Genomic DNA, 16,619 nt, shown 5'->3' on the forward strand with positions numbered 1-16,619 from the left:
GTCCTGAGCCAGGATCAAACTCTCCGTGAATGTTTTCCCGTAATCGGGATCACAACACGAGAGCGGAACGACCAGGTCGGAATATGACCGGTCGTCCACAGCGTCCTCGCTGTTGTTGCCTACCCGACCCGAAGGCCGTGCAGGACTTTTCAAAGGAACCACCAACCTGCGATGCAGGCCGGGGTATCAACATATCTGGCGTTGACTTTTGGCACGCTGTTGAGTTCTCAAGGAACGGACGCTTCCTTCGGTCCCGTTTCACCGGGGCCCTCCGGGCGCTTCCCTTCGTTCTTGCGTTTCCGACTCTATCAGACTCTTTCGTGTCCGATTCCCGGTCGAAGCGGGTTACTGCTTGTTTCGCTTTCCAGTTCTTCGCTTTCGCGTTTCCCTTTCCGGCGAGTCCGACTTTACCAGACTCATTTCCGTTCCGTTTCCGGTCCGAATTCGATTCCAGCGGCCTGCGGAATGGCCTTTGCCTTTCGGCGGACTCGACTTTATCAGAGATTCTGAGTCGGATTTTCCGGCCCTCCAGAGGAGCTCCCGGCGCACACGTGCGCGGGCTGCTTCCCGTTCAGGCGGAAACGTAAACGTACTGGAGCGGGGCTCCCCGATGCAAATCGGGGAGCCCCGCTCCAGGTCGGCGGCCTCAGGCCGCCGTCGACGGACCGTCCCGTCAGACCTCGACGACCACCGGAAGGATCATCGGGCGCCGGCGGTAGGTGTCCGACACCCACTTGCCCACGGTCCTGCGGACAAGCTGCTGGAGCTGGTGCGGCTCCATCACCCCGTCCTGGGCCGACTTGTTGAGGGCCTCCTCGACCTTGGGCACCACGGCGGTGAACGCACCGTCGTCGATGCCGGAGCCCCTGGCCTGGATGTGGGGCCCGCCCACGATCTTGCCGGAGGAGCTGTCGACCACGATGAAGACCGAGATGATGCCCTCGTCCCCGAGGATCCGGCGGTCCTTGAGCGAGGTCTCGGTGACGTCGCCGACCGAGAGGCCGTCGACGTACACGTAGCCCGCCTGGACCTTGCCGACGATCTTGGCCTTGCCGTCGACGAGGTCGACGACGACGCCGTCCTCGGCGATGACGATGTGGTCCTTCGGCACGCCGGTCAGCGCGCCGAGCTCGGCGTTGGCCCGGAGATGGCGCCATTCACCGTGCACCGGCATCAGGTTCTTCGGCTTGCAGATGTTGTAGAAGTACAGCAGCTCGCCGGCCGAGGCGTGGCCCGAGACGTGGACCTTGGCGTTGCCCTTGTGGACCACGTTGGCACCCCAGCGGGTCAGGCCGTTGATCACGCGGTAGACCGCGTTCTCGTTGCCCGGGATCAGCGAGGACGCCAGGATCACCGTGTCGCCCGGGACGATCCGGATCTGGTGGTCCCGGTTGGCCATACGCGAGAGTGCCGCCATCGGCTCGCCCTGCGAGCCCGTGCACACCAGCACCACCTCGTCGTCGGGCAGGTCGTCCAGCGTCTTGACGTCGACGACCAGGCCCGCGGGGACCTTCAGATAGCCCAGGTCACGGGCGATACCCATGTTGCGGACCATGGAGCGGCCGACGAAGGCGACCCTGCGGCCGTACTCGTGGGCGGCGTCCAGGATCTGCTGGATGCGGTGGACGTGGCTGGCGAAGCTGGCCACGATGATGCGCTTCTGGGCGTTCGCGAACACTGTGCGCAGGACGTTGGAGATGTCCCGCTCCGGCGGGACGAATCCCGGGACCTCGGCGTTCGTCGAGTCGGAGAGAAGGAGGTCGATGCCCTCCTCGCTCAGCCTGGCGAAGGCGTGCAGGTCGGTGAGACGGCCGTCCAGCGGGAGCTGGTCCATCTTGAAGTCACCGGTCGCGACGGCCAGGCCCGCGGGAGTCCGGATGGCCACGGCGAGCGCGTCCGGGATGGAGTGGTTGACCGCGATGAACTCGCAGTCGAAGACGCCGATGCGCTCGCGCTGCCCCTCGGCCACCTCGAGGGTGTAGGGGCGGATCCGGTGCTCCTGGAGCTTGGCCTCGATGAGCGCGAGGGTCAGCTTGGAGCCGATCAGCGGGATGTCCGGCTTCAGGCGGAGCAGGTACGGGACGCCACCGATGTGATCCTCGTGGCCGTGCGTGAGGACGATGCCCTCGATGTCGTCCAGGCGGTCCCGGATCGTGGTGAAGTCCGGCAGGATCAGGTCGATGCCGGGCTGCTCCTCCTCGGGGAAGAGCACACCGCAGTCGACGATGAGCAGACGGCCGCCGTACTCGAAGACCGTCATGTTGCGGCCGATCTCGCCCAGGCCGCCCAGCGGGGTGACCCGCAGGCCGCCCTTCGGGAGCTTCGGCGGGGTACCGAGTTCAGGATGCGGATGACTCAAAAGACTCTCCTCACCACGCACGCCACGTACCGCTGAGGGCACGTGGCGCGCATGTCATTCGTGCACTTGCTGTTGTCAGGTGGTGTTTCCGTCGCGAGGGTTCCTCGCTTATTCAGTTGTGAAGTCCGTGGTCAGAGCTGTACCCCACCGGCGGCCAGATCCATCGTGAGCTGGGCCGTCTCCTGGGTGGTGAGTTCCACCAGAGGGAGGCGCAGCGGTCCGGCGGGCAGTCCCTGGAGGGTGAGCGCGGCCTTGGTGGTGATCACGCCCTGGGTGCGGAACATCCCGGTGAAGACGGGAAGCAGCTTCTGGTGGATCTCGGTGGCCTTCTGCACGTCCCCGTCGAGATGCGCCTCGACGAGTGCGCGCAGCTCCGGGGTCACGACGTGGCCGACGACGGAGACGAATCCCACCGCGCCGACCGAGAGCAGCGGCAGGTTGAGCATGTCGTCGCCGGAGTACCAGGCGAGTCCGGACTGGGCGATGGCCCAGCTGGAGCGGCCCAGGTCACCCTTGGCGTCCTTGTTGGCGACGATCCTCGGGTGCTCGGCGAGGCGTACGAGCGTCTCCGTGTCGATCGGCACACCGCTGCGGCCGGGGATGTCGTACAGCATCACCGGCAGGCCGGTGGAGTCGGCGATGGCCCCGAAGTGCCGGAGGAGACCCTCCTGCGGCGGCTTGTTGTAGTACGGCGTGACGGCGAGGAGGCCGTGGGCACCGGTGCGCTCGGCGGTGCGGGCCAGCTCGATGCTGTGCCGGGTGTCGTTGGTGCCGACGCCGGCGATGACGTGCGCCCGGTCTCCGACGGCTTCGAGCACGGCCCGTACGAGCTGGTCTTTCTCCGCGTCGCTGGTGGTCGGGGACTCGCCCGTGGTGCCGTTGACGACCAGGCCGTCGTTGCCTGCGTCCACCAGATGGGTGGCGAGCCGCTGGGCGCCGTCGAGGTCGAGAGCGCCGTCCGCCGTGAAGGGCGTGACCATAGCGGTGAGGACCCGCCCGAAGGGGGTCTGCGGAGTGGAGATCGGAGCCATGGGTAACACGCTACTCGTTGCTCGGAGCGCCGTGCCCCCTCGGGGGGACGAGGAAGAGGAGCCCGGCACTGCCTGCTCGGGGGTTCAAGCAGTGCCGGGTCCGTTTGATCAGCCTAGATGAACTTCACGAAACGCCGCAATACGGACACCGCCTACGGGGCGACCCGTCCGTTTTTGTTGAAGGCGGCATGAGTGAGCGGCATCAGCGTCTGCCAGTGCTGTTCCATCTGCTCGCCGACCATCTCGATCTCGCGCTGCGGGAAGGACGGGACCTTGGCCAGCTCGTGCTGGGTGCGCAGGCCGAGGAAGTGCATCAGCGAGCGGGCATTGCAGGTGGCGTACATCGTGGAGAACAGGCCGACGGGGAGCACCGCGCGGGCGACCTCGCGGGCGACCCCGGCGGCGAGCATCTCCTGGTAGGCGTCGTACGCCTGCCGGTAGGAGTCCTCCATGGCACGGCTGGTGAGCGCGTGCTGCTCCGGGGTGCCCTCGACGAACTCGTACTTGCCGGGACGGCCCTGCTGGATGAGCTTGCGGGACTCCCCCGGAACGTAGAAGACCGGCTCGAGCTCCCTGTAGCGGCCCGATTCCTCGTTGTAGGACCAGCCCACGCGGTGCCGCATGAACTCGCGGAACACGAAGATCGGGGCGCTGATGAAGAAGGTCATGGAGTTGTGCTCGAACGGGCTGCCGTGCCGGTCCCGCATCAGATAGTTGATGAGGCCCTTCGAGCGCTCGGGGTCCTTCGTGACCTCTTCCAGGGACTGCTCGCCGGCGGTGGACACACGAGCGGCGAAGAGCACGTCGGAGTCGGCGGCGGCTGATTTCACCAGGTCAACGGTGACATCGCTGCGGAAGTGGGCCTTTGTGGGCTCGGGGGTGTCGGTCACCGGCGGGGGTCCTTCCAATGGCGTCGCTCGGGCGGCGTCCACTCTACGGGCCCCGGGAGCAGCCTCCGTCAGCGGGAATTCCTGCATGTGTTCGGCGATTCGGGGCACCGATCAGGGTTCCCGTACGTCTGACTCGACAGCAGCACCCGTCACACAGTTCAAGGAGATCTTCCTCATGTTCCGCCGGCGTGAATCCGTCCCGTTCTCGTTCGTTGCCGAGGCCGACCGGTTCCGCAGTAATGTCACTCCGCCTCCCCGCCGCCGCGCCAGCCGCTCGCAGCTGGCCGCTCGCTCCCTCGTAGGGCTGACGCTGGTGGCCGGCTTCGCCGGTTCGCTGCTCCTCGGGCTGCCCGCCCTGGACGCCGACCGGACCCCGGCGCACAGCCAGACCTCCGAGGCCTCCCGGCACCGCTGACCCGTACGGGCCCCCTGGGGTGGTAGGCCGCAGGGCTGCTCGGTAGCCTCACCGGGCACAGCAATCGAGCGTGCTTGTGAGTGAGGATCAGTCGTGCCCCTGCCCTTTCTGACGGCCGACCGCGCATTCGACGCGAACGCGGAGGACAGCGCGCTGCCGTTCGACGACCACGACAGCTGGCGGCGGCCCTACCGCCCCGGCCCGTGGCGGGTCGCGGCGGCGGCCACCCTGCTGCTGCTCGCGTCGTTCGTGCTGCTCGCGGCCGTGATCATCTCGGTCGCGGGATCACTGTCCGGTGCGGGCGTGTGTTTCGCGCTCGCCGGTGCGGTGATCGTCGGCGCGCTGCGCCTGCTGCGGGTGGGCGCCTGGGTGAGCCGTCACGGTGTCCGCCGGGTGGGCTTCTTCCGTACGACCACCGTCCGGTGGCCGGACGCGGTGGCGGTCCGCACGGTGCAGCAGCCGGTGAAGTGGCTCGGGTTCCCGCGCACCGTCCAGGGTCAGGCGCTGGTCGTCGTACGCCGCGGCGGCGAGCCGCTGGCGCCGCTGGTGACGGATCACAACGCCGACTTCCTGGCCCGGTCCGAGGCCTTCGAGCGTGCCACCGACACGATCGAGGCCTGGGGGGACGAGTACCGCACCGGCTGACACCCCGGGCGGTCCAGCACCTCACAAGCCGGTACGGCGCCCGCTCAGGCGCGTACCGGCTTGTTCGCGTGCAGGGCGATGGCGCGCTGCATCGCCTTACGGGCGCGCGGGGTGTCCCTGGCGTCCTGGTAGGCGACCGCCAGCCGGAACCAGCTGCGCCAGTCGTCCGGGCTGTCCTCGGTCTCCTCCCGGCGCCGTGCGAACACGGCGTCGGCGGAGTCACGGTCGATGCGCCCGGAGGGGGTGCGCACCAGTTCGTCCACGGGCAGACCGCCCTCGGCGTCCAGTTCGGCGGCGAGTGCGTTGGCCCTGCGGACGAACTGGGTGTTCTTCCAGAGGAACCAGACGCCGATCACCGGCAGGATCAGCACCGCCACCCCGAAGGTGACCGTGAGCAGGGTGCCGTGCCGGATGAGGAGGACACCGCGGCTGCCGGCCAGGACGAAGTAGAAGACCAGGACGGCGGCGGTGACGACGTAGGTGAGCTTTGCGCGCATGGGGTGGGCCAGTCAGTTCAGGTCGAGGAAGTGTTCCAGGCCGAAGGTGAGGCCGGGAGTGGTCACCACGCGGCGGGTACCGAGCAGGATGCCCGGCATGAAGCTGCTGTGGTGGAGCGAGTCGTGGCGCAGGGTGAGGGTCTCGCCCTCGCCGCCCAGCAGGACCTCCTGGTGGGCCAGGAGGCCGCGGAGCCGGACCGAGTGGACCGGTACCCCGTCGACGTCGGCGCCGCGCGCCCCGTCGAGCGCTGTGGCCGTGGCGTCGGGCTGAGGCGCCGATCCGGCCTTCCGACGGGCCGCGGCGATCAGCTGGGCGGTGCGGGTGGCCGTTCCGGAGGGGGCGTCGGCCTTGTTCGGGTGGTGGAGCTCGATGACCTCCACCGACTCGAAGTAGCGGGCGGCCTGCTCCGCGAACCTCATCGTGAGGACGGCGCCGATGGAGAAGTTCGGCGCGATGAGCACACCGGTCTCCGGGGAGCCGGAGAGCCAGGTGTTCAGCTGCGCGAGCCGTTCGTCGGTCCAGCCGGTGGTGCCGACGACCGCGTGGATGCCGTGCCGTACGCAGAAGTCGAGGTTGCCCATCACCGACGAGGGGGTGGTCAGCTCGACGACTGCCTGGGCGCCGCTCTCCGTGAGGGTCTCCAGCTCGTCGCCACGGCCCAGTGCGGCGACCAGCTCCATGTCGTCGGCGGCCTCCACGGCTCGTACCGCTTCGGAACCGATGCGTCCGTTGGCGCCGAGAACGGCCACGCGCAGCTTGCTCATGTGCTCTTTCCTTACGGGGTGGTTAGGAGACCGCTTCCTGGAGGCGGTTCGCCTGCTTGTCCTTCAGCGGGCCGATGACCGAGAGCGAGGGCCGCTGTTCGAGGACGTCGGCCGCCACCGCGCGGACCTCGTCGGGGGTCACCGCCGCGATCTTCGCCAGCATGTCATCCACGGACATCTGTTCGCCCCAGCAGAGCTCGCTCTTGCCGATGCGGTTCATGAGCGCGCCCGTGTCCTCCAGGCCGAGGACGGTGGAGCCGGCGAGCTGGCCGACGGCGCGGCTGATCTCCTCGTCGCCGAGACCGTCGCTCGCCACGCGGTCGAGCTCGTCGCGGCAGATCTTGAGCACGTCGTGCACCTGGCTGGGCCGGCAGCCCGCGTACACGCCGAAGAGCCCGCAGTCGGCGAAGCCCGAGGTGTACGAGTACACGCTGTAGGCGAGGCCCCGCTTCTCCCGTACCTCCTGGAAGAGGCGCGAGCTCATGCCGCCGCCCAGCGCGGTGTTCAGGACGCCGAGGGCCCAGCGGCGCTCGTCGGTCCTGGCCAGGCCGGGCATGCCGAGGACGACGTGCGCCTGCTCGGTCTTGCGGTTCAGCAGCTCGACCTTGCCGGCCGTGCGCAGGGTGCGTGAGCCCTCGCGGGGCGCCGTGGGCACGGCGTCGGTGCGGCTCAGGGCGCCCGCACGCTCGAAGGCGCGGCGGACCTGGCGTACGACCGTGGCGTGGTCGACGTTGCCCGCAGCGGCGACGACCAGGCGCGTGGGGTCGTAGTGCTTCTTGTAGAAGCGGGCGATCTGGCCGCGGTCCAGCGCGTTGATCGTGTCGACGGTGCCGAGCACCGGGCGGCCCAGCGGGGTGTCACCGAGCATGGTGTGCGCGAACAGGTCGTGCACGCAGTCGCCCGGGTCGTCCTCCGTCATGGCGATCTCCTCGAGGATGACGCCGCGCTCGGCGTCCACGTCCTCGGGGGCGATCAGGGAGCCGGTCAGCATGTCGCAGACGACGTCGATGGCCAGCGGGAGGTCGGTGTCCAGGACCCGCGCGTAGTAGCAGGTGTACTCCTTCGCCGTGAAGGCGTTCATCTCGCCGCCGACCGCGTCGATCGCGGACGAGATGTCCAGGGCGCTGCGCTTGGCCGTGCCCTTGAAGAGGAGGTGTTCGAGGTAGTGCGTCGCGCCGTTCAGGGTGGGCGTCTCGTCGCGCGAGCCGACGTTGGCCCAGATCCCGAAGGTGGCGGAGCGGACGGAGGGCAGCGTCTCGGTGACGATCCGCAGGCCGCCCGGAAGGGTGGTGCGGCGGACGGTGCCGATGCCGTTGCTGCCCTTGAGAAGGGTTTGGGTACGGGCGACGGCCCGCCCCTCCGAGGAGGTGCGGGCCGCCGTCACGGAACTGCGGGACGTCACTTGTCGGTGTCGTCCTTCTTCTCGTCCTCTTCGCCCTCGATGACGGGGATGAGGGAGAGCTTGCCGCGGGAGTCGATCTCGGCGATCTCGACCTGCACCTTGGCGCCGACGCCGAGCACGTCCTCGACGTTCTCCACGCGCTTGCCACCGGCGAGCTTGCGGATCTGCGAGATGTGCAGCAGACCGTCCTTGCCGGGCATCAGGGAGACGAAGGCACCGAAGGTGGTGGTCTTGACGACCGTACCCAGGTAGCGCTCGCCGACCTCCGGCATGGTCGGGTTGGCGATGGCGTTGATCGTGGCGCGGGCGGCCTCGGCCTGCGAACCCTGCTGGGCACCGATGTAGATGGTGCCGTCGTCCTCGATCGTGATGTCGGCGCCGGTGTCCTCCTGGATCTGGTTGATCATCTTGCCCTTGGGGCCGATGACCTCACCGATCTTGTCCACCGGGATCTTGACGGTGATGATCCGCGGGGCGTTCGGGGACATCTCGTCCGGGACGTCGATGGCCTCGTTCATGACGTCCAGGATGTGCAGACGCGCGTCACGGGCCTGCTTCAGCGCGGCGGCCAGGACCGAGGCGGGGATGCCGTCGAGCTTGGTGTCGAGCTGGAGCGCGGTCACGAACTGCTTCGTGCCGGCGACCTTGAAGTCCATGTCGCCGAAGGCGTCCTCCGCACCGAGGATGTCGGTGAGGGCGACGTAGTGCGTCTTGCCGTCGATCTCCTGCGAGATCAGGCCCATGGCGATACCGGCGACGGCGGCCTTGAGGGGCACACCGGCGTTCAGCAGCGACATGGTGGAGGCGCAGACCGAGCCCATGGACGTCGAGCCGTTGGAGCCCAGCGCCTCGGAGACCTGGCGGATCGCGTAGGGGAACTCCTCGCGCGACGGCAGCACCGGCACGATGGCGCGCTCGGCGAGCGCGCCGTGGCCGATCTCGCGGCGCTTGGGCGAGCCCACGCGGCCGGTCTCACCGACGGAGTACGGCGGGAAGTTGTAGTTGTGCATGTAGCGCTTGCGGGTCACCGGGGAGAGGGTGTCCAGCTGCTGCTCCATGCGGAGCATGTTGAGGGTGGTGACGCCCAGGATCTGGGTCTCGCCACGCTCGAACAGCGCCGAGCCGTGCACACGCGGGATGGCCTCGACCTCGGCGGCGAGCGTACGGATGTCCGTGACGCCGCGGCCGTCGATGCGGACCTTGTCCTTGATGACGCGCTCGCGGACCAGCTTCTTGGTCAGCGCGCGGTAGGCACCCGAGATCTCCTTCTCGCGGCCCTCGAAGGCCGGGAGGAGCTTCTCGCCCGCGATCTCCTTGATGCGGTCCAGCTCCGCCTCGCGCTCCTGCTTGCCGGCGATGGTGAGCGCCTTGGCGAGCTCGGTGCTGACGGCCTTGGTGAGGGCCTCCAGGACGTCGTCCTGGTAGTCGAGGAAGACCGGGAACTCACCGGTGGGCTTGGCGGCCTTGGCGGCGAGGTCGGACTGGGCCTTGCAGAGCGCCTTGATGAAGGGCTTCGCGGCTTCCAGACCGGCGGCGACGACCTCTTCGGTCGGGGCCTCGGCGCCGTCCTTGACGAGCTGGATGGTCTTCTCGGTGGCCTCGGCCTCGACCATCATGATCGCGACGTCGCCGTCCTCGAGGACGCGACCGGCGACGACCATGTCGAAGACGGCGTCCTCGAGCTCGGTGTGCGTCGGGAACGCGACCCACTGGCCCTTGATCAGGGCGACACGGGTGCCGCCGATCGGGCCGGAGAAGGGCAGGCCGGCCAGCTGCGTGGAGCAGGAGGCGGCGTTGATCGCGACCACGTCGTACAGGTGGTCGGGGTTGAGCGCCATGATCGTCTCGACGATCTGGATCTCGTTGCGCAGGCCCTTCTTGAAGGAGGGGCGCAGCGGCCGGTCGATCAGGCGGCAGGTGAGGATCGCGTCCTCGGAGGGCCGGCCCTCACGGCGGAAGAAGGAGCCGGGGATCTTGCCTGCGGCGTACTGCCGCTCCTCGACGTCCACCGTGAGGGGGAAGAAGTCGAGGTTGTCCTTGGGCCGCTTGGAAGCGGTGGTGGCCGACAGCACCATGGTGTCGTCGTCCAGGTACGCGACGGCGGAGCCTGCGGCCTGCTTGGCCAGGCGGCCCGTCTCGAAGCGGATGGTGCGGGTGCCGAAGGTTCCGTTGTCGATAACGGCCTCGGCGTAGTGGGTCTCGTTCTCCACTAGTGATTTCTCCATACTCGTCGTCTTTCGTCCTGCCGCCCGTGTGGCGGAGGACGGTGCGGAGAAGCGCACCGTGTGTGCGGGCCGGTCTTCGATCGAAGCTCCCGGGCGTTGCCCCGGGGGCCACTACCGAGGACCGGCGGCGGCCGTAGGGCGCCTCTCCTCGTTCTGTTGTCGTGCGTCCAGGTTACTGAGCCGGACCCGGGTCACGCACGTACAGCAAAGGGAGCGGCCCCCTGGAACTGGGGTACCGCTCCCTCTCACAGCGTCCTTACTTGGCGCCGCCGGCCGCACCGCGGCGGATGCCGAGGCGGTCGACGAGCGCACGGAAGCGCTGGATGTCCTTCTTGGCAAGGTACTGCAGGAGGCGGCGACGCTGGCCGACCAGGATCAGCAGACCACGACGGGAGTGGTGGTCGTGCTTGTGCGTCTTGAGGTGCTCCGTCAGGTCCGAGATCCGGCGGGAGAGCATGGCGACCTGGACCTCGGGGGATCCGGTGTCACCCTCCTTCTGGGCGAACTCGGACATGATCTGCTTCTTCGTAGCGGCGTCGAGCGGCACGCGTACTCCTCTTGGTCTTCGATGCGCCCACGAGTGCCCCTGGTCTTGATCTCAGGGGAGCTTCCGTGACTCGGAGGCGAAGGTCCGATGAGCGCAGCCCCCAGGAAAACCCCGGAGGCGCGTACACAAACGGCCACCAGTCAGAGTACCAGTCGCCGGGGGCGGCTCCGACGGGCGTCAGCTGGTCATGGCCCTGGCGCGGGTGAAGACGTCGAGGACGGCGAGGCAGAGCGGGACCAGGGAGAGCAGCAGCGCGCTCTCCGTGAGGTCGAGGAGCCGGCCCCAGAAGGGGGAGAGACCCTTGCGCGGGATGACGAGGCCGATCGCGGTGAGGAGGGCGGCGCCCGCGGCGACCGCGGCGGAGAGCCAGATCGTACGGATGTCCAGGGAGCCCCGGTCCCCGTAGCGCACCAGGTCGTACAGCAGGTCGGTGGGCGGATTGAGCGAGAGGCCCAGGACCAGGAGGGCCACGGCGCCGATTCCCGCCACCAGGACGCAGGCGACCTGGGAGGTGTAACGGAAGAGGCGGGCGCGCAGCAGCATGGCCAGTCCGGCGGTCAGCGCGAGCACCTGACCCCAGATGCTGTCGGAGAAGCCGAGCACCGCGGCGGATCCGACGACGACCGCGGAGCAGCCGCCGACGAGGCCGAGGAGCATCTCGTGGCCGCGGCGGGCCTGGGCGGCGATGCGGTCGGCGTCCACCGGCTCGCCGTCGGCGGTGGGCGCGGAGCCCGGCTCGGTGAAGGAGTCGTCGTAGCCGGCGGGGGCGGTGCGCGGGGAGGCGTAGCCGATGGGCAGCCGGGCGAAGCGGGCGGAGAGGCCGGGCAGGAAGGCGACCAGGCCGAGGGCGACCGGTGCGCAGACGGCGGCGGTCTCGGTGGCGGTGGCCTCGGTGAGGATGGCGGCGAAGGTGGCGAGGGTGCCGACGGTGGCCAGGAAGGTCGCCGCGACGAAGGGGGCGTCACCGCTGGGGGTGAGGGCGACCAGGATGACGGAGGCGAGGAGGACCGCCACGCAGCCGAGCAGGAACTGGAGCCGCCCGGGGCCCTGGCCGGCGTCCGGGCCGATGATGCCGGAGCCCGCGATGAGGACGAGGGGCAGCGCGCCGAGGCCGAGGGCGACCGCCGTGGCACGGTCGGCGTAGACCCGGGCGCGCACTCCGGCGAAGGCGGTCAGGAGCAGGCCCGCGGAGCCGGCGACGATGCCGGGCAGGCTGTGCATGTCGTGGCGTACGGGGTCGGCGAACCAGAGCACGAAGCCGAGCAGGACGAGCAGCAGGACACCGCCCACCAGGCCCGCGCCGCGCAGGAGTTCGTCGCTCCACAGGTGGCGGTCGCGGGTGACGGCGGAGGCGACCGCGTCCGACACGTCGTCGAAGACGGCGGGCGGCAGCGACTGGGCGAAGGGCCGCAGGCTGAGGATTTCGCCGTCGAGCACCTGCTGGGCGGAGAGGGTGCGGGCGCCGTCCAGGACCGTGCCGTCACGGCGTACGAGGTGATAGCCGGTGGGTGCGCCGGCGGCCTGGGTCTGGCCCGTGAGACGCAGGATCTCGGGGTAGACGTCGGCGACGGCGATGTCTTCCGGGAGGGCGACGTCGATCCGGCTGTCAGGTGCCACGACGGTGACGCGGCAGAAGCCCGTCGCTGCGGTCGTACTCACGTGTCTGGTCCCCCTGATTCGCGGTTGCGCACAGTGCGGCGCCACCCTACCGGGAGGGGGGAAGGTGATCTGCACGTAGGATCACGGTCGCGCGGATCCAAGTCCGCAGCAACGCAGCCACGGGGGCGTCGGTGCGGACCGGCCGGCCTTCCGCCCGTCCGTATTGAGGGATTGATGTTCCGGTGAGCCAGATCGTCGTGAAACGACCTCCGCGGTCTCTGCCGCCGGAAGTGCCCTCTGACGAGTTGACTTTGGAGGCTCCTCCCGAACTGCCGCGCGGGCAGCAGGAGGGCATGCTGATGCAGATCCTGCCGGTGCTCGGCATGGGGTCGTCGGTGGTCTTCTTCTTCTCTCCGCAGGCGCCTCCGTTCATGCGGATCATGGGCGTCCTGATGCTGGTCTCGACGGTCGCGATGGTCGTCGCGCAGATCGTCCGGCACCGTCGCGGTACGCAAGGGCAAATGGGCGATGTCCGACGTGACTACCTGAAGTACCTCGCGCAGACCCGCCGGACGGTCCGCCGTACGGCCCGTGCCCAGCGCGACGTGCAGCTCTATCTGCACCCGGCGCCGGAGCAGTTGTGGTCGGTGGTGGCCGAGGGCAGCCGCGTCTGGGAGCGGCGCGTCGGTGACAAGGACTTCGCGCAGGTGCGGTTGGGGCTCGGGGCGCAGCAGCTGTCGACTCCGCTGATCGCGCCGGACACGGCTCCGGTGGACGAGCTGGAGCCGATGTGCGCGGGGGCGATGCAGCAGTTCCTGGCGGTGCACGGGTCGCTGGACGGGCTGCCGATGGCCGTCTCGATGCGGGCGTTCTACCACGTGACGGTCTCGGGCCGCCCGGAGTCCGCGCAGTCCACGGCGCGTTCCCTGGTGGCGCAGCTGGTGGCGCTGCACTCCCCGGAGGACCTGATGGTCGCCGTCGTGGCGGCGCCGCACGCGGTGGCGCGCTGGGACTGGACGAAGTGGCTGCCGCACACGCAGGTGCCGGGCCAGGTCGACGGTGCCGGAACGAAGCGGTTGTTCGGTGACGACCTGGGCGAGCTGGAGACGCTGCTGGCGAGCCGGCTGGAGGGCCGGCCCCGGTTCGGCCGTGAGAGCCAGCCGGTGCTGGACCAGCCGCACGTCGTCGTGGTCCTGGACGGCGGGATGGTGCCGCCGGACTCGCTGTTCGCGGCGGCCGAGGGCCTCCAGGGCGTGACGATCGTCGAGGTGGTCTCCGGCGAGCTGGACGAGCTGCGCGGCGGGCTCTCCGTGGTGGTGCGGCCGGGGCTGCTGCGGCTGGAGTCCGGTGGCGGCCTCGCGTACGAGGGTGTGCCGGACGTGATGTCGCCGGAGGCGGCCGAGGCCCTGGCCCGGCAGCTGGCGCCGCTGCGCATGGGCGGCGGGGACGACGACGAACCGCTGCTGGCCAACCTGGACTTCACGGACCTGCTCTCGCTGGGGGACGCGGCCTCGGTCGACGTGGCGCGCACCTGGCGGCCCCGGTCGGTCTCGGAGCGGCTGCGGGTGCCGATCGGTGTCGGCGAGGACGGCCAGCCGGTGATGCTGGACCTGAAGGAGGCCGCCCAGGAGGGCATGGGCCCGCACGGCCTGTGCGTGGGTGCGACGGGTTCCGGGAAGTCGGAGCTGCTGCGGACGCTGGTGCTCGGTCTCGCGGTCACGCACTCCTCGGAGACGCTGAACTTCGTGCTCGCCGACTTCAAGGGCGGTGCCACGTTCGCGGGGATGTCGCACATGCCGCACGTGGCGGCGGTCATCACCAACCTCGCCGACGACCTGACGCTGGTCGACCGCATGGGCGACGCGATCCGCGGTGAACTCCAGCGCAGGCAGGAGCTGCTGCGCTCGGCGGGCAACTACGCCAACATCCACGACTACGAGAAGGCCCGGGCGGCGGGCGCGGCGCTGGAGCCGCTGGCCTCGCTCGTGCTGGTGATCGACGAGTTCTCGGAACTCCTGACCGCCAAGCCGGACTTCATCGAGATGTTCATCCAGATCGGCCGCATCGGCCGTTCGCTGGGTGTGCACCTGCTGCTGGCGTCGCAGCGCCTGGAGGAGGGCAAGCTGCGCGGCCTGGACACGTACCTCTCGTACCGGATCGGTCTGCGGACCTTCTCGGCGGCCGAGTCGCGGACGGCGCTGGGCGTGCCGGACGCGTATCACCTGCCCTCGGTGCCGGGCTCGGGGTATCTGAAGTTCGGTACGGACGAGATGACCCGCTTCAAGGCGGCGTACGTGTCGGGGACGTACCGGACGGGCGGCCCCGACCTGCCGGTGGGGCAGCTGCCGATCGAGCGGCGGCCCGTGGTGTTCAGCGCGGCCCCGGTGCCGGTCGTGTACGCGGCGCCGGACCCGGCCCATCTGGCGGCCCGCGCCTCGGCGGAGGACGACGCGCTCGCCGACACGGTGCTCGACGTGATCGTGCGGCGCCTGGAGGGGCAGGGTGTGCCCGCCCACCAGGTGTGGCTGCCGCCGCTGGACCAGGCGCCGACGCTGGACCAGTTGCTGCCGGGGCTCGCGCCGACCGCGGACCGCGGGTTCACGGCGACGGAGTACACCAGGCCCGGTGGGCTCACGGTTCCGCTCGGCCTGATCGACAAGCCCTTCGAGCAGCGGCGCGAGGTGCTGTACCGGGACTTCTCCGGCGCGGCCGGGCACATGCTGGTCGTCGGGGGCCCGCAGTCCGGCAAGTCGACGCTGATCCGGACGCTCATCTCCTCCTTCGCCCTCACCCACACCCCGCACGAGGTGCAGTTCTACGGGCTGGACTTCGGTGGTGGCGGTCTCGTCTCGCTGGCGGACCTGCCGCACGTCGGCGGGATGGCCTCGCGCCTGGACCCCGAGCGGGTGCGCCGGACGGTCGCGGAGGTCGGTGGCGTGCTCAACCGGCGCGAGGAGTTCTTCCGCGCCCACTCCATCGACTCCATCGCCACCTACCGGCGCAAGCGCGCGCAGGGCGAGCTGCCCGGCGAGGCGTGGGGCGACGTGTTCCTGGTCGTCGACGGCTGGGGCGGCTTCCGCGGTGAGTACGAGGGGCTGGAGCAGGTCGTCACGGAGATCGCCGCGCGCGGTCTCGGCTACGGCGTGCACGTCGTGATCACCGCGGCCCGTTACATGGAGGTGCGGGCGGCCCTCAAGGACCAGATCCTCGGGCGGCTCGAACTGCGTCTCGGTGACGTCATGGACTCCGAGTTCGACCGCAAGGTCGCGGCGAACGTCCCCGCGGGGGTGCCCGGCCGCGGCCAGGTCCCGCAGAAGCTGCACTTCATGGGTGCTCTGCCGCGCATCGACTCGGTCAGCAGCGGTACGGACCTCTCCGACGGCACCGCGGCGTTCGTCGCGGCGGTGAAGTCGAACTGGGCGGGTCCGGTGGCTCCTTCCGTACGGCTGCTGCCGCGCAAGCTCCCCGCGGACCAGCTGCCCAAGGGCTTCGAGTTCCCCGAGCGCGGCATCGCGATCGGTATCGACGAGACGTCCCTGGAGCCGGTGTTCGTCGACTTCGAGACGGATCCGTTCTTCCTGGTCTTCGGTGAGAGCGAGTCCGGGAAGACCAACCTGCTGCGGCTGATCGCCAAGCAGATCGGGGAGCGCTACTCCCCCGACGAGGCGAAGATCGTCGTCGGTGACTACCGTCGCGCGCTGCTGGGCGCGCTGCCCGAGTCCCATCTGCTGGAGTACGCGCCGATGGCCAGCGCCATGCAGATGCACATGGAGGCGCTCGCCGGCGTGTTCGCGCGCCGGCAGCCGCCGACCGATGTGACGCCGCAGCAGCTACGGGACCGCAGCTGGTGGTCGGGGCCGCAGATCTTCATCATCGTGGACGACTACGACCTGGTCGCGACCAACGCGGGCAATCCGCTGGCGCCGCTCGCGGAGTACCTGCCGTTCGCCCGGGACACCGGCGTTCGGTTCATCATCGCGCGGAACTCGGCGGGCGCCTCGCGTGCGATGTACGAGGGCTTCATGCAGCGCATCAAGGAGCTGGGCGCGCAGGGTGTGGTGCTGGCGGGCGATCCGTCCGAGGGCGATCTGATCGGGTCGGTGCGGGGCCACGCGATGCCTCCGGGGCGCGGGTACTTCGCGTCGCGCCGGCGCGGGACCCCGCTGGTGCAGACGGGACGGCTGCCGGAACAGCACTGAGCGGCGCACGTCCGCCGGACCTCGCCGAAGGGCTTCCGCGCATGC

12 protein-coding genes are annotated in these 16,619 nt (G+C 69.6%); 3 read left to right on the top strand and 9 right to left on the bottom strand.

Annotated elements, in window-relative coordinates; translation table 11 throughout:
• Positions 1 to 673: 673 nt before the first annotated feature.
• The 3 genes from ACFY8O_RS00005 to thyX all read right to left on the bottom strand — a co-directional run bounded on the left by ACFY8O_RS00005 (position 674) and on the right by thyX (position 4,280).
• On the bottom strand, positions 674 to 2,359 hold the full coding sequence (locus ACFY8O_RS00005) for a ribonuclease J (protein WP_015578985.1): 1,686 nt from the start codon (positions 2,357 to 2,359) through the stop codon (positions 674 to 676).
• A gap of 131 nt (positions 2,360 to 2,490) precedes the next feature.
• Positions 2,491 to 3,390 (bottom strand): 4-hydroxy-tetrahydrodipicolinate synthase, encoded by a 900-nt coding sequence (dapA, locus tag ACFY8O_RS00010; RefSeq protein WP_145810645.1) that lies wholly within the window; start codon positions 3,388 to 3,390, stop codon positions 2,491 to 2,493.
• Positions 3,391 to 3,542: 152 nt separating this feature from the next.
• Positions 3,543 to 4,280, bottom strand: a complete 738-nt coding sequence (gene thyX, locus ACFY8O_RS00015; protein WP_145810647.1) for an FAD-dependent thymidylate synthase — start codon at positions 4,278 to 4,280, stop codon at positions 3,543 to 3,545.
• Positions 4,281 to 4,455: 175 nt separating this feature from the next.
• Here thyX and ACFY8O_RS00020 point away from each other — a divergent pair, with 175 nt between their 5' ends.
• Positions 4,456 to 4,695: a hypothetical protein gene (locus tag ACFY8O_RS00020; RefSeq protein WP_387897306.1), complete on the top strand. Its 240-nt coding sequence runs from the start codon at positions 4,456 to 4,458 to the stop codon at positions 4,693 to 4,695.
• A gap of 93 nt (positions 4,696 to 4,788) precedes the next feature.
• The gene (locus tag ACFY8O_RS00025; RefSeq protein WP_145810651.1) at positions 4,789 to 5,340 is read left to right on the top strand and encodes a hypothetical protein; all 552 of its coding nucleotides are present in this window, start codon (positions 4,789 to 4,791) and stop codon (positions 5,338 to 5,340) included.
• Between the two features lie 44 nt (positions 5,341 to 5,384).
• On the opposite strand, the gene ACFY8O_RS00030 is transcribed toward ACFY8O_RS00025, so the two are convergent.
• The 6 genes from ACFY8O_RS00030 to eccD form a co-directional block, all read right to left on the bottom strand.
• Entirely contained in the window at positions 5,385 to 5,837 is a 453-nt protein-coding gene (locus tag ACFY8O_RS00030) for a hypothetical protein (RefSeq protein ID WP_145810653.1), read from the bottom strand.
• 12 nt (positions 5,838 to 5,849) lie between these two features.
• Entirely contained in the window at positions 5,850 to 6,602 is a 753-nt protein-coding gene (gene dapB, locus ACFY8O_RS00035) for a 4-hydroxy-tetrahydrodipicolinate reductase (RefSeq protein ID WP_145810656.1), read from the bottom strand.
• A gap of 22 nt (positions 6,603 to 6,624) precedes the next feature.
• On the bottom strand, positions 6,625 to 8,004 hold the full coding sequence (locus tag ACFY8O_RS00040) for a M16 family metallopeptidase (RefSeq protein ID WP_387897309.1): 1,380 nt from the start codon (positions 8,002 to 8,004) through the stop codon (positions 6,625 to 6,627).
• Positions 8,001 to 10,214, bottom strand: a complete 2,214-nt coding sequence (locus tag ACFY8O_RS00045; protein WP_387899484.1) for a polyribonucleotide nucleotidyltransferase — start codon at positions 10,212 to 10,214, stop codon at positions 8,001 to 8,003. The genes ACFY8O_RS00040 and ACFY8O_RS00045 overlap by 4 nt, the downstream gene beginning before the upstream one ends.
• Positions 10,215 to 10,485: 271 nt before the next feature.
• Positions 10,486 to 10,776: a 30S ribosomal protein S15 gene (gene rpsO, locus ACFY8O_RS00050; protein ID WP_003965855.1), complete on the bottom strand. Its 291-nt coding sequence runs from the start codon at positions 10,774 to 10,776 to the stop codon at positions 10,486 to 10,488.
• 177 nt (positions 10,777 to 10,953) lie between these two features.
• Positions 10,954 to 12,435: a type VII secretion integral membrane protein EccD gene (gene eccD, locus ACFY8O_RS00055; RefSeq protein ID WP_387897312.1), complete on the bottom strand. Its 1,482-nt coding sequence runs from the start codon at positions 12,433 to 12,435 to the stop codon at positions 10,954 to 10,956.
• Between the two features lie 182 nt (positions 12,436 to 12,617).
• On the opposite strand from eccD, the gene eccCa reads away from it, so the two are divergent.
• Complete coding sequence (eccCa, locus tag ACFY8O_RS00060; RefSeq protein ID WP_387897315.1) at positions 12,618 to 16,574, top strand: type VII secretion protein EccCa; 3,957 nt, start codon at positions 12,618 to 12,620, stop codon at positions 16,572 to 16,574.
• Positions 16,575 to 16,619: the final 45 nt, after the last annotated feature.

The organism is Streptomyces argenteolus (assembly GCF_042902585.1).
GTDB lineage: Bacteria > Actinomycetota > Actinomycetes > Streptomycetales > Streptomycetaceae > Streptomyces > Streptomyces argenteolus.

Bases quoted from the DNA above. Each gene is read 5' to 3' on its own strand.
- dapA (WP_145810645.1), bottom strand. From the start codon at position 3,390: ATGGCTCCGATCTCCACTCCGCAGACCCCCTTCGGGCGGGTCCTCACC.
- ACFY8O_RS00020 (WP_387897306.1), top strand. From the start codon at position 4,456: ATGTTCCGCCGGCGTGAATCCGTCCCGTTCTCGTTCGTTGCCGAGGCC.
- ACFY8O_RS00030 (WP_145810653.1), bottom strand. From the start codon at position 5,837: ATGCGCGCAAAGCTCACCTACGTCGTCACCGCCGCCGTCCTGGTCTTC.
- dapB (WP_145810656.1), bottom strand. From the start codon at position 6,602: ATGAGCAAGCTGCGCGTGGCCGTTCTCGGCGCCAACGGACGCATCGGT.